20 protein-coding genes, 1 tRNA gene and 4 pseudogenes are annotated in these 25,958 nt (G+C 72.7%); 7 read left to right on the forward strand and 18 right to left on the reverse strand.

The genetic code is table 11. The annotated features are described in order from the left end of the window. Positions 1-41 precede the first annotated feature (41 nt). From groL to ET495_RS10685, 4 genes and pseudogenes are all read right to left on the reverse strand, one after another. Positions 42-1,664, reverse strand: coding sequence for a chaperonin GroEL (gene groL / locus ET495_RS10670; protein ID WP_129204796.1), 1,623 nt, complete (start codon positions 1,662-1,664; stop codon positions 42-44). Between the two features lie 386 nt (positions 1,665-2,050). After that, a pseudogene (locus ET495_RS10675) lies at positions 2,051-2,248 on the reverse strand (cold-shock protein); the annotation flags it as partial. Positions 2,249-2,406: 158 nt separating this feature from the next. Further along, positions 2,407-3,093 carry a LytR C-terminal domain-containing protein gene (locus ET495_RS10680; RefSeq protein ID WP_162616442.1) on the reverse strand — a complete coding sequence of 229 codons (687 nt, stop codon included), beginning with the start codon at positions 3,091-3,093 and terminating at the stop codon, positions 2,407-2,409. 40 nt (positions 3,094-3,133) lie between these two features. Then, positions 3,134-3,469 carry a DUF3263 domain-containing protein gene (locus ET495_RS10685; protein WP_129204798.1) on the reverse strand — a complete coding sequence of 112 codons (336 nt, stop codon included), beginning with the start codon at positions 3,467-3,469 and terminating at the stop codon, positions 3,134-3,136. 100 nt (positions 3,470-3,569) lie between these two features. Between ET495_RS10685 and ET495_RS10690 the strand changes: the two genes are divergently transcribed. Together ET495_RS10690 and ET495_RS10695 are read left to right on the forward strand one after the other, a co-directional pair. Continuing rightward, positions 3,570-4,253: a uracil-DNA glycosylase gene (locus ET495_RS10690; protein WP_245993027.1), complete on the forward strand. Its 684-nt coding sequence runs from the start codon at positions 3,570-3,572 to the stop codon at positions 4,251-4,253. A 71-nt stretch (positions 4,254-4,324) separates the two neighbouring features. Further along, complete coding sequence (locus ET495_RS10695; protein WP_129204800.1) at positions 4,325-5,197, forward strand: SGNH/GDSL hydrolase family protein; 873 nt, start codon at positions 4,325-4,327, stop codon at positions 5,195-5,197. A gap of 45 nt (positions 5,198-5,242) precedes the next feature. On the opposite strand, the gene ET495_RS10700 is transcribed toward ET495_RS10695, so the two are convergent. From ET495_RS10700 to ET495_RS10710, 3 genes are all read right to left on the reverse strand, one after another. Continuing rightward, positions 5,243-5,315, reverse strand: a tRNA-Thr gene (locus tag ET495_RS10700). A 73-nt stretch (positions 5,316-5,388) separates the two neighbouring features. Beyond that, on the reverse strand, positions 5,389-6,246 hold the full coding sequence (locus ET495_RS10705) for a DsbA family protein (RefSeq protein WP_129204801.1): 858 nt from the start codon (positions 6,244-6,246) through the stop codon (positions 5,389-5,391). Positions 6,247-6,398: 152 nt separating this feature from the next. Further along, positions 6,399-8,270: a serine/threonine-protein kinase gene (locus ET495_RS10710; protein ID WP_129204802.1), complete on the reverse strand. Its 1,872-nt coding sequence runs from the start codon at positions 8,268-8,270 to the stop codon at positions 6,399-6,401. Positions 8,271-8,478: 208 nt separating this feature from the next. Between ET495_RS10710 and ET495_RS10715 the strand changes: the two genes are divergently transcribed. The 3 genes from ET495_RS10715 to ET495_RS10725 all read left to right on the forward strand — a co-directional run bounded on the left by ET495_RS10715 (position 8,479) and on the right by ET495_RS10725 (position 13,517). Further along, complete coding sequence (locus ET495_RS10715; RefSeq protein WP_129204803.1) at positions 8,479-10,812, forward strand: bifunctional alpha,alpha-trehalose-phosphate synthase (UDP-forming)/trehalose-phosphatase; 2,334 nt, start codon at positions 8,479-8,481, stop codon at positions 10,810-10,812. Between the two features lie 228 nt (positions 10,813-11,040). Next, positions 11,041-12,156: an ABC transporter ATP-binding protein gene (locus ET495_RS10720; RefSeq protein WP_129204804.1), complete on the forward strand. Its 1,116-nt coding sequence runs from the start codon at positions 11,041-11,043 to the stop codon at positions 12,154-12,156. A 128-nt stretch (positions 12,157-12,284) separates the two neighbouring features. Then, a complete protein-coding gene (locus tag ET495_RS10725) occupies positions 12,285-13,517 on the forward strand; it encodes a DUF4032 domain-containing protein (protein ID WP_129204805.1) in 1,233 nt (410 codons plus the stop codon). 19 nt (positions 13,518-13,536) lie between these two features. Here ET495_RS10725 and rlmB read toward each other — a convergent pair. From rlmB to ET495_RS10740, 3 genes and pseudogenes are all read right to left on the reverse strand, one after another. Continuing rightward, positions 13,537-14,522: pseudogene (gene rlmB / locus ET495_RS10730) on the reverse strand (23S rRNA (guanosine(2251)-2'-O)-methyltransferase RlmB). Positions 14,523-14,540: 18 nt separating this feature from the next. Next, entirely contained in the window at positions 14,541-15,992 is a 1,452-nt protein-coding gene (cysS, locus tag ET495_RS10735) for a cysteine--tRNA ligase (RefSeq protein ID WP_129204806.1), read from the reverse strand. Positions 15,993-16,053: 61 nt separating this feature from the next. Then, positions 16,054-17,256: an alanine racemase gene (locus ET495_RS10740; protein WP_129204807.1), complete on the reverse strand. Its 1,203-nt coding sequence runs from the start codon at positions 17,254-17,256 to the stop codon at positions 16,054-16,056. A 76-nt stretch (positions 17,257-17,332) separates the two neighbouring features. Between ET495_RS10740 and ET495_RS10745 the strand changes: the two genes are divergently transcribed. After that, positions 17,333-18,736: a D-arabinono-1,4-lactone oxidase gene (locus ET495_RS10745; RefSeq protein WP_245993028.1), complete on the forward strand. Its 1,404-nt coding sequence runs from the start codon at positions 17,333-17,335 to the stop codon at positions 18,734-18,736. Here ET495_RS10745 and ET495_RS10750 read toward each other — a convergent pair. The 4 genes and pseudogenes from ET495_RS10750 to ET495_RS10765 all read right to left on the reverse strand — a co-directional run bounded on the left by ET495_RS10750 (position 18,688) and on the right by ET495_RS10765 (position 21,187). After that, entirely contained in the window at positions 18,688-19,326 is a 639-nt protein-coding gene (locus ET495_RS10750; protein WP_129204809.1) for a TetR/AcrR family transcriptional regulator, read from the reverse strand. The two genes, ET495_RS10745 and ET495_RS10750, sit on opposite strands and share 49 nt — an antisense overlap. Further along, positions 19,323-19,838 carry a 2-C-methyl-D-erythritol 2,4-cyclodiphosphate synthase gene (gene ispF / locus ET495_RS10755; RefSeq protein ID WP_129205989.1) on the reverse strand — a complete coding sequence of 172 codons (516 nt, stop codon included), beginning with the start codon at positions 19,836-19,838 and terminating at the stop codon, positions 19,323-19,325. Before ispF ends, ET495_RS10750 begins: the two co-directional genes overlap by 4 nt. Positions 19,839-19,843: 5 nt before the next feature. Further along, a complete protein-coding gene (ispD, locus tag ET495_RS10760; protein ID WP_211340833.1) occupies positions 19,844-20,608 on the reverse strand; it encodes a 2-C-methyl-D-erythritol 4-phosphate cytidylyltransferase in 765 nt (254 codons plus the stop codon). 97 nt (positions 20,609-20,705) lie between these two features. Further along, a pseudogene (locus tag ET495_RS10765) lies at positions 20,706-21,187 on the reverse strand (CarD family transcriptional regulator). A 181-nt stretch (positions 21,188-21,368) separates the two neighbouring features. Here ET495_RS10765 and ET495_RS10770 point away from each other — a divergent pair. Further along, positions 21,369-21,836, forward strand: coding sequence for a hypothetical protein (locus ET495_RS10770; protein ID WP_129204810.1), 468 nt, complete (start codon positions 21,369-21,371; stop codon positions 21,834-21,836). Between the two features lie 99 nt (positions 21,837-21,935). Here ET495_RS10770 and pstB read toward each other — a convergent pair whose 3' ends face one another. The 4 genes and pseudogenes from pstB to pstS all read right to left on the reverse strand — a co-directional run bounded on the left by pstB (position 21,936) and on the right by pstS (position 25,928). Then, entirely contained in the window at positions 21,936-22,715 is a 780-nt protein-coding gene (gene pstB, locus ET495_RS10775) for a phosphate ABC transporter ATP-binding protein PstB (RefSeq protein ID WP_129204811.1), read from the reverse strand. Positions 22,716-22,739: 24 nt separating this feature from the next. Beyond that, a pseudogene (gene pstA / locus ET495_RS10780) lies at positions 22,740-23,683 on the reverse strand (phosphate ABC transporter permease PstA). Between the two features lies 1 nt (position 23,684). Further along, positions 23,685-24,692, reverse strand: a complete 1,008-nt coding sequence (gene pstC / locus ET495_RS10785) for a phosphate ABC transporter permease subunit PstC (RefSeq protein ID WP_129204812.1) — start codon at positions 24,690-24,692, stop codon at positions 23,685-23,687. A gap of 114 nt (positions 24,693-24,806) precedes the next feature. Next, entirely contained in the window at positions 24,807-25,928 is a 1,122-nt protein-coding gene (gene pstS / locus ET495_RS10790) for a phosphate ABC transporter substrate-binding protein PstS (RefSeq protein WP_342770096.1), read from the reverse strand. Positions 25,929-25,958 lie beyond the last annotated feature (30 nt).

Below are 25,958 nucleotides of genomic sequence, written 5' to 3' on the forward strand. Positions count from 1 at the left end.
CCTGGAGCGGCGGGCCGCTGTTGTGGTTCAGCGCGCGTGGATCAGAAGTCCATGCCGCCCATGTCGCCACCGGCCGGGGCCGCAGCGGCCTTCTCCGGCTTGTCGGCCACGACGGCCTCGGTGGTGAGGAACAGCGCGGCGATCGACGCGGCGTTCTGGAGCGCCGAGCGAGTCACCTTGACCGGGTCGTTGACGCCCGCGGCCAGCAGGTCCTCGTACACGCCGGTCGCGGCGTTGAGGCCCTGGTTGACCGGCAGACCGCGGACCTTCTCCGCCACGACGCCGCCCTCGAGACCGGCGTTGATGGCGATCTGCTTGAGCGGGGCCGAGATGGCGGCGGCCACGATCTGGGCACCCGTCGCCTCGTCGCCCTCGAGCTCGAGCTTGGCGAACGCGGCGGCACCGGCCTGGATGAGGGCCACGCCACCACCGGCGACGATGCCCTCCTCGACGGCAGCCTTGGCGTTGCGCACGGCGTCCTCGATGCGGTGCTTGCGCTCCTTGAGCTCGACCTCGGTGGCCGCGCCGGCCTTGATGACGGCGACGCCGCCGGCCAGCTTGGCGAGGCGCTCCTGGAGCTTCTCGCGGTCGTAGTCCGAGTCCGACTTCTCGATCTCGCTACGGATCTGGTTGACGCGACCGGCGATGAGGTCGGCGTCGCCGGAGCCCTCGACGATCGTGGTCTCGTCCTTGGTGACGACGACCTTGCGGGCCTGGCCGAGCAGGTCGAGCGTCGCGTTCTCGAGCTTGAGGCCCACCGTCTCGGAGATGACCTGGCCGCCGGTCAGGATCGCGATGTCCTGCAGCATGGCCTTGCGGCGGTCGCCAAAGCCCGGGGCCTTGACGGCGACGGACTTGAAGGTGCCGCGGATCTTGTTGAGCACGAGGGTGGCCAGGGCCTCGCCCTCGACGTCCTCGGCGATGATGAGCAGCGAGCGACCCTGCTTCATGACCTGGTCGAGGATCGGCAGCATGTCCTTGACGTTCGAGATCTTCGACTCGACGAGCAGGACGTACGCGTCCTCCAGGACGGCCTCCTGACGCTCCGGGTCGGTCTCGAAGTAGCGGGCCAGGAAGCCCTTGTCGAAGCGCATGCCCTCGGTGAGCTCGAGCTCCAGGCCGAAGGAGTTGGACTCCTCGACCGTGATCACGCCCTCCTTGCCGACCTTGTCGAGGGCCTCGGCGATGAGCTCGCCGATCGCCGGGTCGCCGGCCGAGATGGCGGCCGTGGCGGCGATCTCGTCCTTGGTCTCGATCTCCTTGGCGGCGATGAGCAGCTGCTCGGTCACGGCCTCGACGGCCTTCTCGATGCCGCGCTTGACGGCGATCGGGTTGGCGCCGGCGGCGACGACGCGCAGGCCCTCCTTGACCAGGGCCTGGGCGAGCACGGTGGCGGTGGTGGTGCCGTCGCCCGCGACGTCGTCGGTCTTCTTGGCGACCTCCTTGACGAGCTCGGCACCGATCTTCTCGAACGGGTCCTCGAGCTCGATCTCCTTGGCGATGGAGACGCCGTCGTTGGTGATCGTCGGGGCGCCCCACTTCTTGTCGAGCACGACGTTGCGGCCCTTCGGGCCCAGGGTCACCTTGACGGTGTCGGCGAGCGCGTTGAGACCGCGCTCCATGCCACGACGAGCCTCCTCGTCGAAAGCAATGATCTTGGCCATGGGGACTTGTCCTCCGCTGGATGGCTATTGCGTGGCCGGCGAGGTGCCCGCGACGGACGGCAAGCTCCCACGCGTTCAGGTCACGCGTGGGCGCAGGCCTCACCTGTCGGCCGGATATCGGTTCACCCTCCGTGGTCGGCGCCTGTCGCACCGGGCCACACGACGGAGCTTCCCGCCGCACGGACCCGGTCACGCGCACTGTCACTCGACACCGGAGAGTGCTAACGCCATATTGGCACTCGACCCTTGAGAGTGCAAGACGCTCAGCCGTGGACGAACCCGCATCGCGCATGGCGCGACACGACACCGTCGCGCCGGAGCAGCGGCCGGGCCCCGCCGTGACCCGCGCGACGGCGGTGGCGGGGCCCGGCCACGGACCTGTCAGAGGGGCGGACCTGCTCCGCCTGGGGGCCCTTGGTGCCCTGACCGACCTCGAACTCGACCTGCTGCCCCTCGTCGAGCGAGCGGTAGCCGTCCGTCTGGATCGCGCTGTAGTGGACGAACAGATCCTGGCCGCCCGAGGTCGGGGTGATGAACCCGTAGCCCTTCTCAGCGTTGAACCACTTGACGGTGCCCTGCGCCATGAAACTTCTCCTTGTGCTTCCCCAAAGCCCGGGGCGCCGTCCGGCCCCGGGTGAGCGCGAGCCTAGTGGCCAGGCTCACAGCGGGGAAGCACCGAAAGGCCACGATCGGGGCACGACCCGCTCGCTCGCCCGTCACGGACCGGCCCGATCCGCCCCGCTCAGCCGACCGGGGTCAGCGCGCTCTTGACGACGACCACCACGTCGCCGCTGCGGACGGTCTGCTGGACCACGTGGTCGCTCGGGACGCCGAGGATCGCCGCGACCGCGGCCGCGGTGTCACCGCGGTTCGCCGCGTACCAGATCGTGGTCTCGGTGACGCCAGAGCCGCCGGCCGGGTAGTTGGTCGCCTCCAGATTGGTGAAACCCTTCGCGGCGAGCGCGTCGCGCCCACGGCCCGCCTCGCCGGCGGGGCCACCGTCGTTGAGCACGCGCACCAGCGCGCCCGTGTCGGCCGCCTGGAGCAGTGCCGTGACGTCTGATGCCGGGTCCGTTGTCGCACCAGGTGTCGCGTCGTCACCCTGCTCGCCGTCGGTCGGTTCCTCACCGGCGGGGGACGCAGGATCCGTCGCCTCTCCGCCGGGATCGGCAGTGGTGTCGTCGGCGGGAGCGCCGTCGTCCTGCGACGGGCCCTGCGTGGTGCCGTCGGCGACGTCGCCGGTGCCCGGGTCGCGCGACAGGTACAGGACGCCGCCCACGGCAAGCCCGACGGCGAGGACCGCGACGAGCAGGAACGGCCACACGCTGCTCCAGCGCGTCCTGGGCGCCCGGTGCACGCCGACGGGCGCGTCGTCGGGACCTCGGACGTCGAACTCGTCCGGCGGGAACGGGTACTGGGTGCGGCTCACGCCGGACAGGGTAGCGGCTCGCGCGCGTCCGCGGCCCGGATCAGGCGCCGTGCTCGCCGAGACGGCGGGCCGAGCGCGCACGCTGGCGCGTCGCGCGCAGGCGCCGCAGCCGTTTCACGAGCATCGGGTCCGCCTCGAGCGCCGCATGGGAGTCGATGAGGGCGTTGAGCACCTGGTAGTAGCGCGTCGCCGACATGTCGAACAGCTCGCGCACCGCCTGCTCCTTCGCGCCGGCGTACTTCCACCACTGACGCTCGAAAGCGAGGATCTCCCGGTCGCGCTCGGACAGCGCCGTGCCGTCGGCGGACGACGCCGTCGACTCCGTCGGCACGGACGACGCGGCCTTCAGGGTGACCTGCAACGCGGTCTCGCTCATGCGGCTCAGCGTAAGCCGCAAACGACACCCATGTCATTCACCGGCCTGTGCGCGGAGCGCGCACGGCCGCCCACCGTCGGCAGCCGGTAGCCTCGCCGTCGTGACGACGCAGACCCGCCCGCTCGCCGAGGTGATCGACCCCGGGTGGGCACACGCCCTCGCGGACGTCGAGCCGCAGATCCACGCGATGGGCGCCTTCCTGCGCGCCGAGCTCGCCGCCGGTCGTCAGTACCTGCCCGCCGGGCGGGACGTGCTGCACGCGTTCCGCCGACCGTTCGCCCAGGTGCGCGTCCTGGTCGTGGGGCAGGACCCGTACCCCACCCCGGGGCACCCCATGGGACTGTCCTTCTCGGTCCAGCCGGACGTGCGGCCCGTCCCGCGCTCGCTGGCCAACATCTTCACCGAGCTCACGGCCGACGTGGGGGCCCCTCCCCCGTCGAACGGCGACCTGCGGCCGTGGGCCGACCAGGGTGTGATGCTGCTCAACAGGGTGCTGACGGTCGAGCCCGGCCGGGCCGCGTCGCACCGGGGCAAGGGCTGGGAAGCCGTGACCGAAGCGGCGATCCGCGCGCTCGTGGCGCGTGGCGGCCCGCTCGCGGTGATCCTGTGGGGGCGCGACGCGGCGTCGTTGCGACCCTGGCTCGGCTCGGTGCCCTGCATCGAGAGCGCCCACCCGAGCCCGCTGTCGGCGCACCGCGGGTTCTTCGGCAGCCGCCCGTTCTCGCGGGTCAACGCGTTGCTGGAGCAGCAGGGCGGGGTCCCGGTGGACTGGCGTCTGCCCTGACATCCGACAGGCCGTGAGTCGGTTCAGGGACCTCCTGTGCCCACGGCCTGGTCGCGGGGCATAATCGCGGCGTGAGCGAGCACCCTCCAGGAAAGGCACCCACCGCCCACGCCGACGTCGCAGCGCCCCGGTGGGAGCGCTACATCGCCGTCGGCGACTCGTTCTCCGAAGGGCTGTGGGACCCGTACCCCACCAGCACGCCCGACGACGTCCAGCGCGGCTGGGCCGACCGGCTCGCCGAGGCGCTGTCGGCCCGCCGCGAAGCGGCCGGTCTTGAGCCGCTCGAGTACGCCAACCTGGCGATCCGTGGGCGGCTGCTGCGTCCGATCGTCGCCGAGCAGGTGCCCGTCGCGCTCGCGGCCGAGCCCGACCTCGTGTCGCTGGTGGGGGGCGGCAACGACATCCTGCGGCCCGGCGTCGACGTCGACGACATCTCGCAGGCGCTGGAGGACGCCGTCGTGACGATCCGGGCGACGGGCGCCGACGTGCTGCTCGGAGCCGGCTTCAAGGCCGGCGGGGCGCTGAGCTTCACACGCGGGCGCGTCGGCGTGTACAACGCGAACATCTGGTCGATCGCCCGGAAGCATCGCGCCTACGTGCTCGACCTGTGGAGCCTGCGCTCCCTCGCCGACCTTCGGCTGTGGGCCGACGACAGGCTGCACCTGACGTCCGAGGGGCACCGCCGCGTCATGAACGCCGCGCTCGAGGCGCTCGATCTCGCGCCGGACGACGCCGCGTACGACGAGCCGCTCGCTCCGCCGCCGCCCGCCCCGTTCGTGGAGAAGGCGAAGGCCGACGCCGAATGGGCCCGCGAGTACGTGGTGCCCTGGGTCAAGCGGCGCATCACGCACACCTCGAGCGGCGACGGCCGCGCGCCCAAGTGGCCGCAGCCGATCCGCTGGCCCGCCGACGGGCGCGCCGGGGACGACGCGCCGTCCGCGTAGGGGCGGGCCGGTCGGCTTCGCGCGGAGACGAACCGGCCCTCTCGGAGCCGCCTGCGGGATTCGAACCCGCGACACAACGCTTACAAGGCGAATGCTCTACCAGCTGAGCTAAGGCGGCGCGCCCGGTGTCCGGGCGGGTACAGACTACCGACCTCCGCCCGGTGCCCGGGCGGAGGTCGGTGCCGGAGGCACTACTTCGTCGCGTCCTTGACCGCCTGCGGCAGAGCCGTCGGGTCGGTCCAGTTGCCGTCCCAGCGCACTCCGTCGATCGTGATGGTCGGCGTTCCGAATCCTTTCGTCTGCGGGTTCGCCAGGGCCGTGTCGTCACTCGCGGCGCGGGACGCCGAGAAGACCCACTGGCCGAAGGTCTGCCGCGCCTGGCCCGACGCGATCCCGGCTGCCACGTCGTCGGGAACGCCTGCGTCCCGGGCGATGTCGGCGATCTCCTCGTTGGTGAGGCCCGGCGTCAGCTCTTCCGGCTCGTTGGCGAACAGCGCCTCGTGGAAGGCGAGGAAGCTCGCGGGTGCACGGTCGGCGACCCACGCGGCGGCCGAGGCGGCACGCGTCGAGTAGGCGGTGCCGTTCGACTGGCGGTCGAGGATCGAGACCGGGAACAGCACCACGTTGGCGGTGCCGTCCGTGAGGAAGCCCTCGAGGGCTTCCTTGTTGATCTGCTCGAACTGCCCGCAGATCGGGCACATGTAGTCGAAGTAGATGCCCACCTCGGGGACGCCGGCGTCGACCGTCCCGCCCGCGGACCGGTCGGCGGCGATGACGATGCCGCCGTCGGCACGCGCGGTGGACGGCACGTCCTGGACCTCGCTCAGCGGGATCTGGTCGACGGCTTCGGCGGCTTTGTTCTTGTTGTCCTGGACGAACAGGTAGACGACCACCGCCAGGAGCGCGACGACGACGACGCCGAGCACGCTCATGGTGATGAGGCGGGCGCGGCGGTCTGCCGCCTCCTGCTTCTTCTTCAGGGCCAGGGCCTGGGCGCGCGCGGCATCGCGGCGCTGCGCCTTGCTCTGGTTCGGGCTGTTCGTCGACATCGCAGTCCTTCGTCTCCAGGCATGCGGGCTGCATGCGTGCCACCCGTCGGCGGCTCGCCGCCAGCCTAGCCGTCGCCCTGCGGCAATCGGGAGGCTCGGCGGGCCACGGCGCAGCACGGCGCAGCACGGCGCCACCGTGCGTGTGACGTCTGTCAGAGCTGCGGCGGGCCCGACACCGGCCACCAGTGGATGACCGGCGGCAGGTCGAGCAGGGGCGCGGAGAGGATCCACGCCCCGATCAGGCACGCGACCACGGCCACGGCGCCGCCGATCCACCCTGGGGCGAGCCCCCGCAACAGCACGCGCGCCCCGTCGCGACCGAGCGCACCGGCGGGCCCGAACCACGCCGTGACTGCCGCGAGCACCATCGCGAAGGCGAGCACCGCGCAGAACACGACGGTCGCGTTCATCCCGCCGACAGACCGGGCCTCGATGTCGGTGCGCGGCAGCAGCATGACTCGCCCCGGCCCGAACAGCCAGAACCCTGCCACGACGGCGAGCACGCCCAGGCAGCCGCCGACGAGGAGCTGGGGGACGGAGCCGACGACGCCGGACACGGCATGCCACGGCAGCTTGACGGCGACGACGAACGCGTCGGACCGGCGTCTTCCACCGCCGCGCTCGCGCCGGTCGGCGAGCGACCGCGCGCCGTGGCCGGCGACACGGCACAGGACGACGAGGACGGCGAACGCCGCGAACGCCGCGCCCGGTCGTGTGGCCGCGAGCACGGCGAGGGGCGCGAGGAACGCCGCGACCGTTCCCGTGCGCCGCCGGTGGACGGGACGCGCGTACGAGGCGAGGGGGCCGAGGTCGTCGCGGTCGTCGAGGTCTCCGAAGTCGTCGAGGTCGCCGAGGTCGCCGCCCGCGTCGCCTGCGAGCGCCTCGTAGGGCTGGTATCGCACCTCGCCCGCGGGCACCGTCGCGGGCACGACCGGGACCGCGCGCGTGAGACCGTCGTGGACGGCCCCCGGCACGACTCCCGGAACGACCTCCGGAGCGGCACCCTCCGGGACGAGCTGGGTGGGGTTGCCGACGAGCATCGTCGCGGGCCCGACGACGCGTGTCGGGTCTCGCTGGTCACGCGCGCCCGGGTGGACGGCGATGCGCTGGGTGGCGTCGTCCGCGGGAATCGCGGACGCGACACGCGCCGTCGAGGTGTCCTCGCTGTCGCGGCGCAGGGCGCGCGCGACCTGCGTCGGCCCCCAGCGCGTGGCGGGGTCGGCCTGGAGGGCGCCCGCGAGAGCGCGCGCGGTGCGCGCGGGCAGGCCGACCAGGTCGGCGCGCCCCTCGCGCGAGCGGCGCAGCACGAGGTCGGTGGGGCGCACGCCGAAGGGCGAGCGGCCGGTGGCGGCGAAGGCGAGCAGCGCCGCCCAGCTCCACCAGTCGGACTCCGGGGTGGGCGCGCCGCCGTCGATCAGCTCGGGCGCGAGGTATCCGGGAGTGCCGATGACGAAGCCGGGCGAGGTCAGCGTGGGGGCCGGCGTCCCGGTGTCGCCGAGGGCTTGGGCGATGCCGAAGTCGATGAGCACGGGCCCGTGCTCGGTGACCATGACGTTCGACGGCTTGAGGTCGCGGTGGACGACGCCCGCGAGGTGGACGGCCTCGAGGGCAGCGGCGAGCTGGTCGGCCAGCTCGTACAGGTCGACGGCGTCGAGCGGGCCGCCGTCGTCGATCTCGGCCTCGAGCGTGCGGCCCTGCACGAGCTCGGTGACGACGAACGCGCCCTCGCCGTCGAGCTCGGCGTCGAGGACGCGCGCGACGGCGGGGTGCCGCAGCCGCTGGAGCGCGGTGACCTCTCGGCGCAGGCGTTCACGTGCGACGGGGTCGCGGTCGAGGTGCGCGTGCAGCACCTTGAGCGCGACGGCGGTGCCCCCGCCGTCGACGGCCTCGTAGACGGCGCCCATGGCGCCGCGCCCGAGAAGGTCGCTGATCGTGTAGCCGCCGAGCTCGGTTCCCGCGGGGAGGCGTCCGGACGCGCGCGCCGGGCTCCCGGCGGTCGCCCCTTCGACATCGGCGTCACCCATGGCGACACCGTAGTGGCCGGTCGGCGCAGCGGCGCGCGCTCGGGCGGCGCGCCCGCGCACCCGTCCGGCGAGCGGTGCCGCCGGACGCCCGAGCGCGTGCGGGGCCCGCGCCGCGGCACACCTTCAGCCGCTCGTTCGGCCCCGAACGGTGCCCACGAGTAGGTTGTGGATCGTCAAGCGACTGCCAGCACCACCGGGAGGATTCCCATTGACCGGCAAAGAACAGACCGGCCGACATGATCGGTACGACCTCGTCGTCGTCGCCAACCGGCTGCCCGTGGACTTCTCCGTGCGTCCTGGCGGGGGTGTCGACTGGCAGCGGTCGCCGGGTGGTCTGGTCACCGCGCTCGAGCCGGTCATGCAGCACGCGGACGGCGCATGGGTCGGCTGGTCGGGCGCGCCCGACCTGGCGTCGGACCCGTTCGACGCGGACGGCATGCGGCTGGTTCCGGTCACGCTGAGCGAGTCCGAGATCGAGCGGTACTACGAGGGCTTCAGCAACGACACGCTGTGGCCGCTGTACCACGACGTCGTCTCGACACCCGCCTACCACCGCCAGTGGTGGGACGCGTACCGCCGCGTCAACCAGCGATTCGCGGAGGCCGCGGCAGCGCAGGCCGCCGACGGTGCCGTGGTGTGGGTCCACGACTACCAGCTCCAGCTCGTACCGCGGTTGCTGCGCGAGCTGCGCCCGGACCTGCGCATCGGCTTCTTCGACCACATCCCGTTCCCGCCGGTCGAGCTGTTCCAGCAGCTGCCGTGGCGGCGGCAGATCGTCGAGGGCCTGCTGGGCGCGGACCTGGTCGGCTTCCAGCGCGGCGGGGACGCCTCCAACTTCATCCGCGCGGTGCGCCGCCTGACGGACTACACGACGCGCGGCCCGATCGTCACGATGGACGAGGGCCGCGGGCGGCAGAGCGGCACGGCGGCTCGCCACGTGCGTGCGGGCGCGTTCCCGATCTCGATCGACGCCACGCGCTTCGACGCCCTGGCCCGCACGCCCGAGGTGCAGACGCGCGCCAAGGAGATCCGCGCCGAGCTCGGCGACCCCGACGTCGTCATGCTGGGCGTCGACCGCCTCGACTACACGAAGGGCATCCGCCACCGCATCAAGGCGTACGGCGAGCTGCTCGGCGACGGCCGCATCGACGCCGCGCGCACGACGCTCGTGCAGGTGGCCAGCCCGAGCCGCGAGAACGTGGGCGCCTACCAGGAGCTGCGCCAGCAGGTCGAGGTGCTGGTGGGCCGCATCAACGGCGAGTTCGGCGAGCTGGGCCACTCGGCGATCCACTACCTGCACCATTCCTACCCGCCCGAGGAGATGGCGGCGCTGTACCTCGCGGCCGACGTCATGCTGGTCACCAGCCTGCGCGACGGCATGAACCTCGTGGCCAAGGAGTACATCGCGGCCCGCTCCGACGAACAGGGCGTGCTGGTGCTCTCGGAGTTCACGGGCGCCGCCGACGAGCTGGGCGCGGGCCCCGTGCTCATCAACCCGCACGACATCGAGGGCACCAAGGACGCCATCGTCACCGCGGCCCGCATGACCGCGCGCGAGCAACGCCGCCGCATGCGCCGCCTGCGCCGCAAGGTCATCGCCGACGACGTCGCCAAGTGGTCGCACACCTTCCTCGGCGTGCTCCAGGCGATGCCCCGCCGCACGTCGCCGCACGCCCCGGCACCCGCGCCCTCCGTCGGGGGCGGGGTGTCCGCATCGCTCGTGCACGCGCTCGACGCGCTCGCGACCGCCGACGGCGCCGCGGTGCTCGTCGGTCTCGACTTCGACGGCACGCTGGCCCCGCTGGTCGACGACCCGACGGCGTCGGCGATGACGCCCGCGGCTCGCGCCGCCGTCGACCGGCTTGCCGCGCTGCCCGGCACGCGCCTGCGTCTCGCGCTGGTCTCGGGGCGTGACCTGGCCGACCTGGCCGAGCGCGCACGGCCCCCGGCCGGCACCTACCTGGTGGGCAGCCACGGCGCCGAGACGGGTCATGTGCGCCCGGACGGCACGATCGAGGCCATGCCTGTCGACCTGACGCCCGAGCAGTCCGCGGCGCTCGCCGCGGTGGCCGCCGGCCTGGAGGACATCGCGGCCCAGACCGAGGGCGCGTGGGTCCAGCACAAGCCCTCGGCGGCCGTGCTGCACACGCGCCTGGCGGAGCCTGCCGCGGCGGCCGCGGCGACGGCGCGGGCCCGCGAGATCGTCGCCCGCCTCGGGCTGGAGGCGATGCACGGCAAGGACGTCGTCGAGGTCGCCGTCCTTGCGGCGGACAAGGGGACGGCGCTGGCCCGGCTGCGCGACGTCGTCGCGCGGGAGGGCGACGGCGGCACGCGCCCCGTTCATGTGCTCTACGCGGGTGACGACACGACCGACGAGCACGCGTTCCGTGCGCTCGGCGCGGGTGATGTCGCGGTCAAGGTGGGCGAGGGTGCGACGACCGCCGCGCACCGTGTCGCCGACGCCGACGCGCTCGCGGCGGCGCTCGCTCGGCTCGCCGACGCCACCGCGTGGCGCTCTGGTGAACCCTTGACCGGCGCATGACGATCCTCACGGCCACGAAACGGTCCCGACAAGGTAGGCTCACACCGTCACCCGCGAGGTGACGGTGACGGTGTCGTCTCGACGCACGGAGCAAGCAACCGCGAGCGACGTCGACAACTCAAGATGTGTCAAAGGAGATGCGGACGGCGTGCCAACGCGCCGCAATCATCCGGCACCCGACCACAACGGATCGTCCGGCACGTACCTGCCGGTGGAGGGAACCACAACATGGCTACGGTCACTTTCGACCACGCGACCCGCGTCTACCCGGGCACCGAGCGCCCGGCCGTCGACCAGCTCAACCTGCACATCGAGGACGGCGAGTTCCTCGTTCTCGTCGGCCCCTCGGGCTGCGGCAAGTCGACCTCCCTGCGCATGCTCGCGGGTCTTGAGGACGTCAACGGCGGCCGCATCCTCATCGGCGACCGCGACGTCACGGACGTCCAGCCGAAGGACCGCGACATCGCGATGGTGTTCCAGAACTACGCGCTGTACCCGCACATGTCCGTCGCGGACAACATGGGCTTCGCGCTCAAGATCGCCGGCACCCCCAAGGCCGAGATCCGTCAGCGCGTCGAAGAGGCTGCGAAGATCCTCGACCTGACCGAGTACCTCGACCGCAAGCCCAAGGCTCTCTCGGGTGGTCAACGTCAGCGTGTCGCCATGGGCCGCGCCATCGTGCGCCAGCCGCAGGTGTTCCTCATGGACGAGCCGCTGTCGAACCTCGACGCCAAGCTCCGTGTGCAGACCCGCACGCAGATCGCCTCGCTCCAGCGCCGCCTGGGCGTCACCACGGTCTACGTCACGCACGACCAGACCGAGGCGCTCACCATGGGTGACCGCATCGCCGTGCTCAAGTCCGGTCTGCTCCAGCAGGTCGGTACGCCGCGCGAGATGTACGACACCCCGGCCAACGTGTTCGTCGCCGGCTTCATCGGCTCGCCGGCCATGAACATCGGCACCTTCGAGGTCAAGGACGGTGCCGCCCTCGTCGGCTCGGCCCAGATCCCGCTGGAGCGCTCGATCGTCGGCGCGCTGACCGAGGCCGACGGCGGCAAGGTGACCGTGGGCTTCCGCCCCGAGTCGCTCGACGTCGTGCCCGCCGGCACCCCGGGCTCGCTTCAGGTCGAGACCAACCTCGTCGAGGAGCTCGGCTCCGACGCGTTCCTCTACGGCTCGCTCAAGGGCGACGCCGCGGGCGAGCTGTCGGCCGGCGACTCGGACCAGGTCATCGTCCGCATCCACCCGCGCGACGTGCCCATGAAGGGCGAGGTCATCAACGTCGCCATCAAGCCGGGCCAGACGCACGTCTTCTCGGCTGCCACGGGCGCCCGCCTCAGCTGAGGCGGAGCGGTTGCCTCGACCGTGGCCGGCACGGCTGAACACGGCTGAGGCACCAGGCTGATTTCTTCACAGGGCGGGTCCGGCGTCTTCGCCGGGCCCGCCCGTCGCCTATGGCAGGTTAGGACTTCGTGGAGACCCTCCAGATCACCGCAGCGACACCCGAGTCGGCGCTGCTCGACCTGCCCTGGCGCACGCCTCTCGAAGAGTGGCCCGCCGAGGTGCTGGCCGCGCTTCCCCGCGGCATCTCCCGGCACATCGTGCGGTTCGTGCGGCTCGGCAAACGGGTGCTCGCCGTCAAGGAGACGCGCGACCACTACGCGTTCCGCGAGTACGAGCTGCTGCGCCGCCTGCAGAAGCTGGAGATCCCCTGCGTCGTGCCCCTCGCCGTGGTGACGGGGCGCGTGGACGACGACGGCGAGCCGCTCGAGGCGGCGATCGTCACCGAGCACCTCGCGTTCTCGCTCCCCTACCGCGCCGTCTTCAGCCAGTCGCTGCGGCCGGACACGGCCACGCGGCTCATCGACGCGCTCGCTGTCCTGCTGGTGCGCCTGCACCTGGTCGGCTTCTACTGGGGCGACGTCTCGCTGTCCAACACGCTGTTCCGCCGCGACGCCGACCGCTTCGCGGCCTACCTGGTCGACGCCGAGACCGGTGACCTGCACCGCGAGCTCACGCCGGGCCAGCGTGCGTACGACCTCGACCTCGCGCGCACCAACATCATCGGCGAGCTCTTCGACCTTGAGGCGGGCGAGCTGCTCGACGAGGAGGTCGACGCGGTCGCCATCGGCGACGCCCTCGTGGCGCGCTACGAGGAGCTGTGGGCGGCCCTCACCAAGGTCGAGTCGTTCTCCGGCGAGGAGCGCTGGCGCGTCGACGAGCGCATCCGCCGGCTCAACGACCTCGGCTTCGACGTCGGCGAGCTGGCCATCGTGACCGACATCGACGGCACCACGGTGCAGATCCAGCCCAAGGTCGTCGACGCCGGCCACCACTCGCGGCGCCTGCTGCGCCTGACGGGCCTGGACGTGCAGGACAACCAGGCGCGACGCCTGCTCAACGACCTCGACGCCTGGCGTGCGGCCACCGACCGCCTCAACGACTCCGAGCAGCTCGTCGCGCACGACTGGCTGCTGCACTCGTTCGAGCCGACCGTCGCCGCGGTGCCGCGCGAGCTGCGCAAGAAGCTTGAGCCGGCGCAGCTCTTCCACGAGGTCCTCGACCACCGCTGGTACATGTCGCAGCACGAGGGCCGGGACGTGCCGATGCCCGAGGCCGCGGTGTCGTTCGTCGACCAGGTGCTGCGGCACCGTCCCGACGAGCAGGCGCTGATCGGACAGGCCGAGGAGGAGCTGTACACCTGACGGGCGTGCCCGCCAGGTGTCAGGCCCGCCGCGCCTGCGCGATCTCGTAGAGCGCGATGCTCGTCGCGACCCCGGCGTTGAGGGACTCGACGGCGGTCGAGTCGATGGGGATGGACGCGACGACGTCGCACGTCTCGCGGATCAGGCGCCCCATGCCCTTGCCCTCGGAGCCGACGACGACCACCAGCGGGTCGGTCGCCAGGTGCAGGGCGCCCACCTCGGTGTCGCCGTCGCCGTCGAGCCCGACGACGAAGCAGCCGGCCTTCTTGAGCTCGCCGAGCGCGCGGGCCAGGTTGGTCGCGCGGGCGACGGGCACGTGCGCGGCCGCCCCGGCCGACACCTTCCACGCCGAGGCCGTCACGCCGGCGGCACGCCGCTCGGGCACGAGCACGCCGTGCGCACCGAACGCGCCGGCCGAGCGCAGCACGGCGCCCAGGTTGCGCGGGTCGGTCACGCCGTCGAGCGCCACGATGAGCGGCGGCCGCCCGGACGCCTCGGCGACGTCGAGCAGGTCCTCGACGTCCTTGTAGGCGTACGGCGGCACCTGCGCGGCGACGCCCTGGTGGACCTGCCCGTCGGTGAGCCGGTCGAGCTCGGGCTTGGTGACCTCGAGCAGCGCGAGCCCGCGCGTCGAGGCGAGCTGGAGGATCTCGCGCGTGCGGTCGTCGTGGTCGAGGCGCGTGGCGATGTAGACCGCCGTCATGGGCACCTCGGTGCGCAGCGCCTCGAGCACCGAGTTGCGCCCGGCGACCACCTCGGTGCCCTCGGTCGACCTGCGCGTGCCGCGCACGACGCCGCGCGCGACGTCACGCTGCCGCTGCCCGGCGGCCTGCTTCTCGGCCGCGACCTTGCGCTTGTACGCGGGGTGGTACTCGCGGTCCTCGGCCTTGGGGGTCGGCCCTTGCCCTGGAGGGCGCGCCGCCCGTGCCCGCCGGTGCCGACCTGCGCACCCTTCTTGCTGCCGGCTTTCCGGACAGCCCCGGGTCGCCTCGTGTTCCCAGCCATGGTTCCCTCTTCCGGGTGTCAGTTCGCCAGCGTCCAGCGGGCGCCGTCGGGCCCGTCCTGGACCAGGATGCCCGCGGACGCGAGCCGGTCACGGATGGCGTCGCTCGTCGCCCAGTCCTTCGCGGCCCGCGCGGCCGCGCGGGCGTCGAGCTCGGCGCTCACGATCCTGTCGAGCGCCTCGTGCGCAGCTGTCGCCGCGTCGCGCGCGGCCCAGTGCGGGTCGCCGGGGTCGAGGCCGAGCACGTCGAGCATGCCACGGACCGCGAGCAGCTCGTCGCGCACGACGGCGTCGCCGTCGGGTGACGACGGTGCCGCGAGCGCCGTGTTCCCGGCCCGCAGGTGCTCGTGGACGACGGCGAGCCCCGCGGGCACGTTGAGGTCGTCGTCGAGCGCGGCGGCGAACGGCTCGGGCAGCGGGGCGTGCGCGACGTCGTCGGCCGTGGGCGCGGAGGCGCCGAGCCGTTCGGTGGCGCGCGCGACGAACCCGGTGAGGCGGTCCCAGGTGGTCTGCGCCTCGGCGAGCGTGTCGGGCGCCCACTCGAGCATCGACCGGTACTGGACCGAGACGACGGCGAGGCGCACGACGGCGGCCGGGACGGCCGCGAGCAGCTCGGAGGCGAGCAGGCCGTTGCCCAGCGACTTGCTCATCTTGACGCCCGACTGGGTGATCCAGGCGCTGTGCATCCAGCGGCGCGCGAACCCGAAGCCCGCGGCACGCGACTGCGCCTGCTCGTTCTCGTGGTGCGGGAATCGCAGGTCGAGGCCGCCGCCGTGGATGTCGAACTCGTCGCCCAGGTACCGCTGGGCCATGGCGGAGCACTCGAGGTGCCAGCCGGGGCGGCCGCGGCCCCACGGGGTGGGCCAGGAGGCCGTCGCGGGCTCGCCCGCCTTCGGGGCCTTCCACAGGGCGAAGTCGTGGGCGTCACGCTTGGCGTGGCCCGGGTCGGCGACGTCGTCGGGCGACTGCGGCTCGGGGGCGAGGTCTTCGAGGCGCTGGCGTGTGAGCTCGCCGTAGGCGGGCCACGAGCGCACGTCGAACCAGACGTTGCCCTCGCCCGTGGTGTAGGCGTGGCCCGACTCGACCAGGCGCTGCATCAGCTCGACCATCTGGGGCACGTGCTGGGTCGCGCGCGGCTCGTAGGTGGGCGGCAGCACGCCGAGCGCGTCGTACGCGGCCGTGAACTCGCGCTCGAACCGCGCGGCGTGCGCCCACCACTCGATCCCGGCGGCGGCGGCCTTGGCGATGATCTTGTCGTCGATGTCGGTGACGTTGCGCACCAGCGTGACCTCGTACCCGTTGCGGGCGAGCCAGCGGCGCAGCACGTCGAACGCGACCGCGGGGCGCAGGTGGCCGACGTGCGGGGCGGACTGCACGGTCGCGCCACACACGTAGATGCCGACCTGGCCGGGGGTCCGGGGCACGAAGTCGGACACCGTGCGCGTGGCGGTGTCGTACAGGCGAAGAGTCACCTGCCCAGGGTACCGGCCGACGCCGTCCCGGCCCCCGGCATGACGGCGCCCGTCGCGCGCGTCACGCGAACGCCTTCCGCTCCCCGCGATAGGTCGCGACGACGTCGGCGATCTGCTCGCCCCGGACCAGGTGGACGGCCTCGAACCGCTCCATGAGCTCGCCGGCCTTGGCGTGCCGCAGCCACACCCGGTCGCCCACGTTCAGCGCACCGCCCGGCCCGCGCCGGCGCAGGGGCGTCTGCACCTCGCCCGCGCCCTCGCGGCGGGTCAGGCACCAGCCGGGCGTGTGCACGCGCGGCAGGCGCGTGGGACCCGCCGGCCCCGAGGCGACGTATCCGCCCGCGTACGCCGTCGCGAAGCCCGGGGTGGGCACGCGCACGACGTCGAGGCCGAAGAACGCGGCGGGGCGCGGTCGCAGCGCGCGGTAGCCGTCGAACGTCGCGGGCACGAACAGCCCCGACCCGGCGGTGACCTCGGTGACGGCCGGGTCTGCTGCCGAGACCTCGAGCGACCCGGTGCCGCCCGCGTTGACGAGCGCGACCTCGTGCCCGACGGCGTCGCGCACGGCGGCGAGCACGGCGGCCCTGCGTGCGGGCAGCTCGCGCACGGACAGCCTCTTGACCGCGCGCACGGCGGCCTTCGTGTCGGGCAGGCCGGCGATCTGGGCCTCGTACGTCATGACGCCGCGCAGCCGTACCCCGCGCGTGCCGGCCACGCGTGCGGCGAGGCGACCGACGTCGTCGGCCTCCCGCAGCGGCGAGCGCCGCACCCCGGCGTGCAGCATCAGCGGCCCCCAGCCGAGGCGTAGCGACGCGTCGACGTCGAGGCAGACCTGGACGGGCGGGCCCTCGTCGCGCCCGGACGCCTCGGCGAGGGCCCGCGCGACGAGCGTGAGCTGTGCGTCGTCGTCGATCATGAGGGTCACGGCCGCGCGCGCCCTGGGGTCGCGGGCGAGCGCGCGCAGGCTTGCGGCGTCCACGCTGGGGTAGCCGACGAGCAGGTCTCCCACGCCGTCGGCGGCGAGCCACAGGGCCTCGGCGAGCGACGTCGTCATCACGCCCTGGAAGCCCGCGTCGAGCGCACGGTGAACGAGCGCGCGCACGCGCACGGACTTGCTCGCGAGCCGCACGGGCGTGCCGCCCGCCCGGTGCAGCAGGTCGGCGGCGTTGGCGTCGAACCGGTCCAGGTCGACGACGGCGACCGGGCCGGTCACGCCCGCGGTCGCGCGCGTGAGCCGCTGCGTGAGCGCACCGGGCGTCTCCATGCGCGGAGACTACACGCATGTGGCTTGCGTCACTCCGGGGGTGTGTCGGGCCGGGAGAGAGTGGCAGACTGCCTCCGTGCCCGCCAACGACGCCGCCCCCGTCTGGGAGAACTGGGCGCGCACCGCGCGCGCGACACCCGCGCGGATCGCGCGCCCCCGGGACGAACCCGAGATCGCCGGGCTGGTCGCGCGAGCCGCCGCGTCCGGGATGCGCGTGCGCGCCCGCGGCGCCGGCCACTCGTTCACGCCCGCGGCCGTCACCGACGGGCTGCTGCTCGACCTCGACCGGCTCGCCGGGATCGAGGCCGTCGAGCGCCGCCACGACGGCACGGCCCGCGTGACGGTGCGCGCCGGCACCCGCCTCTACCACCTGCACCACCTGCTCGCGTCGCACGGCCTGGCGATGGCCAACCTGGGCGACATCGACCGGCAGACGATCGCGGGGGCGATCTCGACGGGCACGCACGGCACAGGGCTCGCTTTCGGCGGCCTCGCCACGCAGGTGAGCGGCGTGCGCGTGGTGACCGCCGACGGCACCGTGCGCGCGGGCGGCGTCGACGACCCGGCCGGCTCGCCGGCGCGCGAGCTGTTCGAGCTCGCCCGCCTGGGCCTGGGGTCCGCGGGCGTGATCACGGCGCTGACGCTCGAGGCCGTCCCGGCGTTCTGGCTGCGGGCGCGCGAGGAGCCCGCGCCGCTGCGGCCCGTCCTCGCCGACCTCGACGCGTTCGCGCGTTCGGCGGACCACGCCGAGTTCTTCTGGTTCCCCGGCACGCGGCGCGCCCTGACGATCCGCAACGAGCGCCTGAGCCCCGACGACGCCGCGCGCTGGGCCACCGACCGGTCGGGCCTCAAGGGGCGCCTGCGGCTGGTCGGACAGGAGGCACGCGGGCTGGTCGACGAGGAGCTGCTCAGCAACGGGATGTTCGAGGCGATCAACCGGCTCGCCACGGCCGCCCCCGGCCTGACCGCGAGCCTCAACCGCCTCTCGGCGCGCGCGCTGGCACCGCGCGAGCACGTCGCACCGTCGTACGAGGTCTACTGCCACAGGCGGCGCGTGCGGTTCCGCGAGATGGAGTACGCCGTGCCGCGTGCCGACCTCGGCGACGTGCTGCGCGAGCTCGACGCCTGGCTGCACCGCACCGCCGAACCCGTGCCGTTCCCCGTCGAGGTGCGCTTCGCCGCACCCGACGACGTGTGGCTGTCGACGGCGCGCGGCCGCGACACCGCGTACGTCGCCGTCCACCAGTACGTACGCATGTCGCACCGCCGCTGGTTCGACGCCGCCGAGCGCATCCTGGTCGCGGCCGACGGGCGGCCCCACTGGGGCAAGCTCCACACCCGCACCGCCGAGCACCTGGCACGCCACTACCCGCTCGACGACGTGGCGCGCGTGCGTGGGGCGTTCGACCCGGACGGCGTGTTCTCGAACCCCTACGTCGACGCCGTGCTGGGCCAGCCCGCGGGCGGCTCCAGGGCGTAGACCACCAGCAGGTCGGCCAGGGCGTGGAACCCTTCGAGCGCGCGCTCGTCGTCCCCGTCCAGGAGCCACGCGAGCTCGACGCCGTCGATCAGCGCGGTGACGCTGCGCGCGACCTGCGCCGCATCGACCCGGTAGGTGATCCCCGCCGCCTCGGCGCACGCCGTCACGAGCCCGAGCGCCATCTGGGTGGACTGCTCGAGATGCGCCAGCGCCGTCGGGCGCATCGCGGTGTTGCGCGCCCCCGTGGTCGCCATCTCCAGGAGCAGCAGGCGCACCTGCCGATATCGTTTCAGACCGGCGAGAAGGGCGTCCGCACACTGGTGCGCGAGCGTCGCGAAGTCCAGGCCCGCGTCCCCGGCCGCCGTGAAGATGGCATTGATCTGGTCCGACGCCTCGACGCGGATGGACTGGCCCATCGCTTCGAGCAGCTCGTCCTTGTCCTCGAAGCAGTAGTGGACGGTGCCGAGCGAGACGCCGGCCTCGTGCGCGACGGCGCGGATCGTGACGGCCTCGACGCCCGAGTGCGAGGCCACACGCAACGCAGCCTCGATGAGCTGCGCGCGACGCCTGGCCAAGGGCAGGCGGTTCATCGTGCGGCTCCCGTGGCGGGTCCGGCCTCGTCGCGCGCAACCGGTACGACCAGCGCGGTCGCGACGGCGGCGACGCCCTCGCCACGGCCCGCCAGCCCCAGCCCGTCGGTCGTGGTCGCGCTGAGTGTCACGGGCGCCCCCGCGGCCGCGCTGAGCGCGGCCACGGCCTCGTCGCGCCGCGGTCCGATCTTGGGCCGGTTGCCGATCACCTGCACCGCGACGTTGCCGATCTCGAACCCCGCCGCGCGGACCCGCCGTGCCGCCTCGGCCAGCAGGGCCACCCCGGCGGCGCCCTCCCATCGAGGCTCGCTCGTGCCGAAATGCTGGCCCAGGTCGCCGATCCCGGCCGCGGAGAAGAGTGCGTCGGCCGCGGCGTGCGCCGCGACGTCGGCGTCGGAGTGCCCGGCGAGCGCGCGCTCCCCCGGCCAGCGCAGACCCGCGAGCCACAGCTCGCGCCCCGAGTCCGCGGGCGCGAAGGCATGAACGTCGACACCGATGCCCGTGCGCGGCATGGGCGTCACGGCCGGGTCCCTCCGTCGTCCGCGTAGAGCGCCGCGAGCACGAGGTCGCGCTCGGTGGTGATCTTCAGCGCGGCGTCCTCGCCGGGCACGACGACGACGGTCTCGCCGAGCGCCTCGACCAGCCCGGCGTCGTCGGTCGAGGGGGCGTTCGCGGCGTGCGCGGCACCCGCGGCGTGCGCGCGGTCGAGCAGCGCGCGGTCGAATCCTTGCGGCGTCTGCACCGCGCGCAGGAGCGCGCGCTCGGGCGTCGAGGCCACCGGCTCGACAACGTTGTTCGCGCCGGTCGGAACCTCGTCCCGAGCGCCGACGGCGCACTGGTCTGCGGCAGACACGGCCTTGATGGTATCGACGACCGGGACACCTGGCACGACGGCGCCGTGCCCTGCTCGCACCGCGGCGACGACACGCCGCACGAGCTCGGGCGAGGCGAACGGCCTGGCCGCGTCGTGCACGAGCACGACGTCGGTCTCCGGCCCCGCGGCGGCGAGCCCTGCGGCCACCGACTGCTGCCGGGTGTGGCCGCCCTCGACGACCCGCACCGGTACCGTCACCGCGGCGTCGCCCCCGACGAGGCCGGAGATCGCGGCTACCAGGCCGGGCGGGGCGGTCACGACGAGTGCGTCGACGACGCCTGAGGCGGCAAGCCTGCGTGCGGCATGCACGACCAGCGCAGCCCCGTCGAGCTCGACGAGCGCTTTGGGAAGGTCTCGGCCCAGCCGCGTGCCCGATCCGGCCGCGGTGAGGATCGCCATGGTCGTCACGGGTCCACCCTCGAGGAACGCCGACGCCCCCGCGCGTTGCGCGGGGGCGTGGGCACTGACTGACGGGCGAGCGACCGCTCGCCCGCTGAGCACGGGCTCAGGACGCGAGCACCTCGTCGAGGATCGCCTCGGCCTTGTCCTCCTCGGTGTGCTCGGCCAGCGCGAGCTCGGAGACGAGGATCTGACGGGCCTTGGCGAGCATGCGCTTCTCGCCGGCGGACAGGCCGCGGTCGGCGTCTCGGCGCGAGAGGTCGCGGACGACCTCGGCAACCTTGATGACGTCCCCGACGCGAGCTTCTCCAGGTTGGCCTTGTACCGGCGCGACCAGTTGGTCGGCTCCTCGGTGTAGGGCGCGCGCAGCACCTCGAACACGCGGTCCAGACCCTGCTGGTCGACCACGTCACGCACGCCGACGAGGTCCACGTTCTCGGCCGGGACCTCGATGGTCAGGTCGCCTTGGGCGACCTTGAGCTTGAGGTACATCTTCTCTTCGCCGCGGATCTTGCGAGTCTTGATCTCCTCGATCAGAGCCGCTCCGTGGTGCGGGTAGACAACCGTTTCGCCTACTTCGAAAGTCATCTGCAGATGTCCCCTTTCCCAACGGCCAGTCTACCATGCGCCTCCCCGCCGACCCAGAGGCGATCACAGCACATCTGCGCAGGTCAGGCGCTTTACCATCCGATTGTCTTGACGTCAAGATTCTCCGGCTAGGATGCCGGCCGAGGGGGCGCCGCCCCCGTCGCAGACCGAGGAGAGCACGTTGTCCCGCACCCGCCACGCCCGTCCCGCCGCCCTTGTCACGGCCGCCGTCGCCGCGCTCACGCTGGGCGCGTGCGCGCCCACGATGACTGCCACCCCCTACTCGCCGTCGGACGGCACGCGCGTCGACGTCAGCGACGCGCTGCGCGGCGTCAACCTGCTGGTCGTCGCCGCCGAGGAAGGCGGCGAGGGCGCCGTCCAGGGCGCGCTGGTCAACCGCACCGACGGTCCGCTCACGTTCACGCTCACCGTCGACGGCGCCTCCCCCGTGCGCGTCCCCGTCCCCGCCGCGCAGACCGTGACCCTGGGCACCGACGACGGCGTGGACGTCGTGCTCGACGCCGTCGCCAAGGCGCCCGGGTCCTACCTCACCGCGACGCTCGAGGTCGCGGGCACGTCACAGGACTTCCAGCTCCCGGTGCTGGACGGGACGCTGCCCGAGTACGCCGGGTCGCTCCCCCGGGCGTGACCTCGCGCGGCGGCCCCTGCCCCGCGACGCCCGACCAGACATGACGGTGGCCCGGTTCCCGCAAGGGGACCGGGCCACCGTCGTGCGCGGCGCCGACCGTCAGCCGAAGCGGCCGGAGACGTAGTCCTCGGTGGCCTTCTCCCGCGGGGTCGAGAAGATGGTCGCGGTCTCGTCCATCTCGATCAACCGACCCGGCTTGCCCGTCCCGGCGATGTTGAAGAACGCCGTCCGGTCACTCACCCGCGCCGCCTGCTGCATGTTGTGCGTCACGATCACGATCGTGTACCGCGACTTCAGCTCCTGGATCAGATCCTCGATCGCCAACGTCGAGATCGGGTCCAACGCCGAGCACGGCTCGTCCATCAACAACACCTGCGGCTTGACCGCGATCGCCCGCGCGATGCACAACCGCTGCTGCTGACCACCCGACAACCCCGACCCCGGCTTCTCCAACCGGTCCTTGACCTCGTTCCACAGGTTCGCACCCCGCAACGACGACTCCACCAACGCATCGGCATCCGACTTCGAGATCCGCTTGTTGTTCAGCTTCACCCCCGCCAGCACGTTGTCCCGGATCGACATCGTCGGGAACGGGTTCGGCCGCTGGAACACCATCCCCACGTTGCGCCGCACCGCCACCGGATCCACGTCCGGCCCGTACAGGTCGACCCCCTCCAGCTCGACCTTCCCCTCCACCCGAGCACCAGGAATCACCTCGTGCATCCGGTTCAACGTCCGCAAGAACGTCGACTTACCACACCCCGACGGGCCGATGAACGCCGTCACCGACTTCGGCTCGACCACCATGGACACACCCTCCACGGCAAGAAAATCACCATAGAAGATGTTCAGATCCGTCACGTCGATGCGCTGGGACATAATGAACGCTCTCTCTCGCTTCTCTCAGCGCAGCTTCGGCGCGAACAAACGGGTCACCAAACGACCCACAAGATTCAGAATCACCACAAGGATCACCAACGTCAGAGCCGCCGCCCACGCCCGGTCGAAGTTGATGTTCGTCAGGCAGTCGGCGACGCCGGCACGGCAGGGCACGGGGCCCGCCTTGTACTGGTCGAAGATGAAGACCGGCAGGGTCATCATGCGCCCCGCGAACATGTCGAAGTTGATCGACGCCGTGGTGCCCGCGACGATCAGCAGCGGTGCGGTCTCGCCGATGACGCGCGAGATCGCGAGCAGGATGCCCGTCGTGAGGCCTGCGACCGACGTGCGCAGCACGACCTTGAAGATCGTCAGCCACTTCGGCACGCCCAGCGCGTAGGAGGCCTCGCGCAGCTCGTTGGGCACCAGGCGCAGCATCTCCTCGCACGAGCGCACCACGACCGGCGTCATGAGCAGCGCCAGGGCCACCGAACCCATGACGCCCAGGCGGATGCCCGGCCCGAAGAAGATCGCGAAGAGCGCGAAGGCGAACAGGCCGGCGACGATCGACGGGATGCCCGTCATGACGTCCACGAAGAACGTCACCGCTCGCGCCAGGCCCCCCGGCCGTACTCGACGAGGTAGATCGCCACGAGCAGCCCGATGGGCACCGAGATGACCGTCGCGCCCGCGGTGATCAGGAGCGTGCCCACGATCGCGTGGTACGCGCCGCCGGCGTCCATGCCACCGAAGACGTTACGCATCGAGTAGAGGAGGAAGTCCCCGTCCAGCCGGGTCAGCCCGTTGGCGACCACGGTGTACAGCAGCGAGACCAGCGGCGCGGCCGCCAGGACGAACGCGGCCCAGACGAGCGCGGTCATGGTGCGGTCGGTGCGCGTGCGGCGCTTGTCGCCGCCGGCCAGCAGGGCCCGCGTGGCGGCGGTCGACTCCGAGGTGACGGCACTCATCTCAGTTCGCTCCCGAGAAGTCCTTGCGACGCGCGACGATCGCGCGCGCGGCCATGTTGACGGCCAGCGTGATGACGAACAGCGCGAGGCCCGTGGCGATCAGGGTGTTGACCGCGAGCCCGCTCGCCTCCGGGAAGTTCGCGGCGATGTTGGCCGCGATGGTGGTGTGCTGGCCCGCTCCGAAGATCTGGAACGACATGCTCAGACCCGGCGACAGGATCATCAGCACGGCCATCGTCTCGCCGAGCGCGCGGCCCAGGCCCAGCATCGCGGCCGAGATGACGCCCGACCGGCCGAAGGGCAGCACCGCCGTCCGCACGACCTCCCAGCGCGTGGCGCCCAGCGCGAGCGCCGCCTCCTCGTGCAGGCGCGGCGTCTGCTTGAACACCTCGCGCGAGACGGCCGTGATGATCGGCAGGATCATGATCGCGAGCACCACCGACGTCGTGGCCAGCGCGCGCCCCGTCGGCGTGTAGGCCACGGTGAGGCCAGGGATCAGGTTCAGGGCGCCCGCGACCCACTTCCAGACCGGCGCGATGACGGGACCGAGCGTCTGCACGCCCCACAGGCCGAAGACGACCGACGGGATCGCGGCGAGCAGGTCGATGACGAACCCGACGGCGCCGGCGAGGCGACGCGGCGCGTAGTGGGAGACGAACAGCGCGATGCCGACCGCGACCGGCGTGGCGATGACGAGCGCGAGCAGCGCCGCGAGCAGCGTGCCGAAGACGAGCGGCGCGACGTACTGGGCGAGGCTGGTGAAGCCCGACGGCAGTCCGCCGCGGGCCTGCATCTCGGCGTCCGACGCCGTCAGCGCGGCCCAGCCGCGGACCAGCAGGAAGAGCGCGACGGCCGCCAGGACGAGCAGCAGGAGGATGCCCGCGGCGGTGGCGATCAGGCGGAACCCGCGCGAGAAGCCACGCTCGGTGTCCTTGTGGCGGTGACGGCGTTGCCGCGGGCGTTCGTCGTCGACGGGTCCCGTCTCGGTCGTGCTGTCGGTGGTGGTCACGTGCGTGGCTCCCGGTGGTGAGCGGCCTACATGGCGGTGCCGGTGGGCGGGCGGCGCACCGTCGAGGCGCGCCGCCCGGCCACCGGCGGCCGGATCAGATGATGCGGGCGGGGATCAGCCGGCCGTGATCGAGTCGACCGCCGCTGCGGCCTTCGTGGCGACGTCGCCGGCGAGCGGAGCCGAGCCCGCGGCCTGGGCCGCGACCTGCTGGCCCGCGTCCGAGACGATGTAGCCGAGCCACGCCTTCACGAAGTCGCCCGTGCTCTGGTCGGAGTAGTGCGAGCAGGCGATCGCGTACGAGACGAGCAGGAGCGGGTAGTCGCCCTCGGCCGAGGCCGTGCGGTCGATCTGCACCGAGACGTCGTTGGCGCTGCGGCCCTCGGCCAGCGGCGAGGAGGAGACGACGTTGGCGGCACCCTCAGGGGTCAGGGCGGTGAACGTGTCGCCCACCTTGATCTTCGCGATGTTGAGGTCCGGGGTCACGCCCGACTCGTCGATGTACGCGATCGCGCCCTCGGTCTGCGAGACGACGCCCGCGACACCCGAGGTGCCCTGGGCCGAGTCGCCACCCTGCAGCGGCCAGACGTCGTTCTTCTCGTTCGTCCAGATGTCACCGGCGTTGGCGTGCAGCCAGTCGGTGAAGTTGTTCGTGGTGCCCGACTTGTCCGAGCGGTGCACGGGCGTGATGTTCGTGGCGGGCAGCTGCGCGTCGGGGTTGTCCGCGACGAGCGCCGGGTCGTTCCACGTGGTGATGGCGCCCGTGAAGATCTTGGCGACGTTCTCGGCCGAGAGGTTGAGGTCCTTGACGCCCGGCAGGTTGTACGCCACCGCGATGGGCGAGATGTACACCGGGATGTTGATGGCGCCCTCGGCGCCGCAGAAGGTCTTCGAGGCCTCGAGCTCCTCGTCCTTCAGCGCCGAGTCCGAGCCCGCCCAGGCGAGCCCGCCGGCGATGAACTGCTCGCGGCCGGCGCCCGAGCCGGACGGGTCGTAGTTGATGGTGACGTCCGGGTTGGTGCCCTGGAATGCGGCGGTCCACGCCTTGATCGCGTTGGCCTGGGCCGACGAGCCTGCGCCGGCGAAGGTGCCGGTGATCGCCGCGGCGGGGGTCTCGCTGGAGTCGGAGGTGCCCGTGGCGGTGCCGGTCGGGTCGTCCGAGCCACAGGCAGCGAGGGCCAGCGCGAGCGCGCCGACGAAAACGGCCGTACCAGCGCGGGAGATGCGGCTGAGCTTCACGTGTCTATCCATCCTGTTCACACGTCTGTC

The sequence above is a fragment of the Xylanimonas allomyrinae genome, from assembly GCF_004135345.1.
Classification (GTDB): Bacteria; Actinomycetota; Actinomycetes; order Actinomycetales; family Cellulomonadaceae; genus Xylanimonas; species Xylanimonas allomyrinae.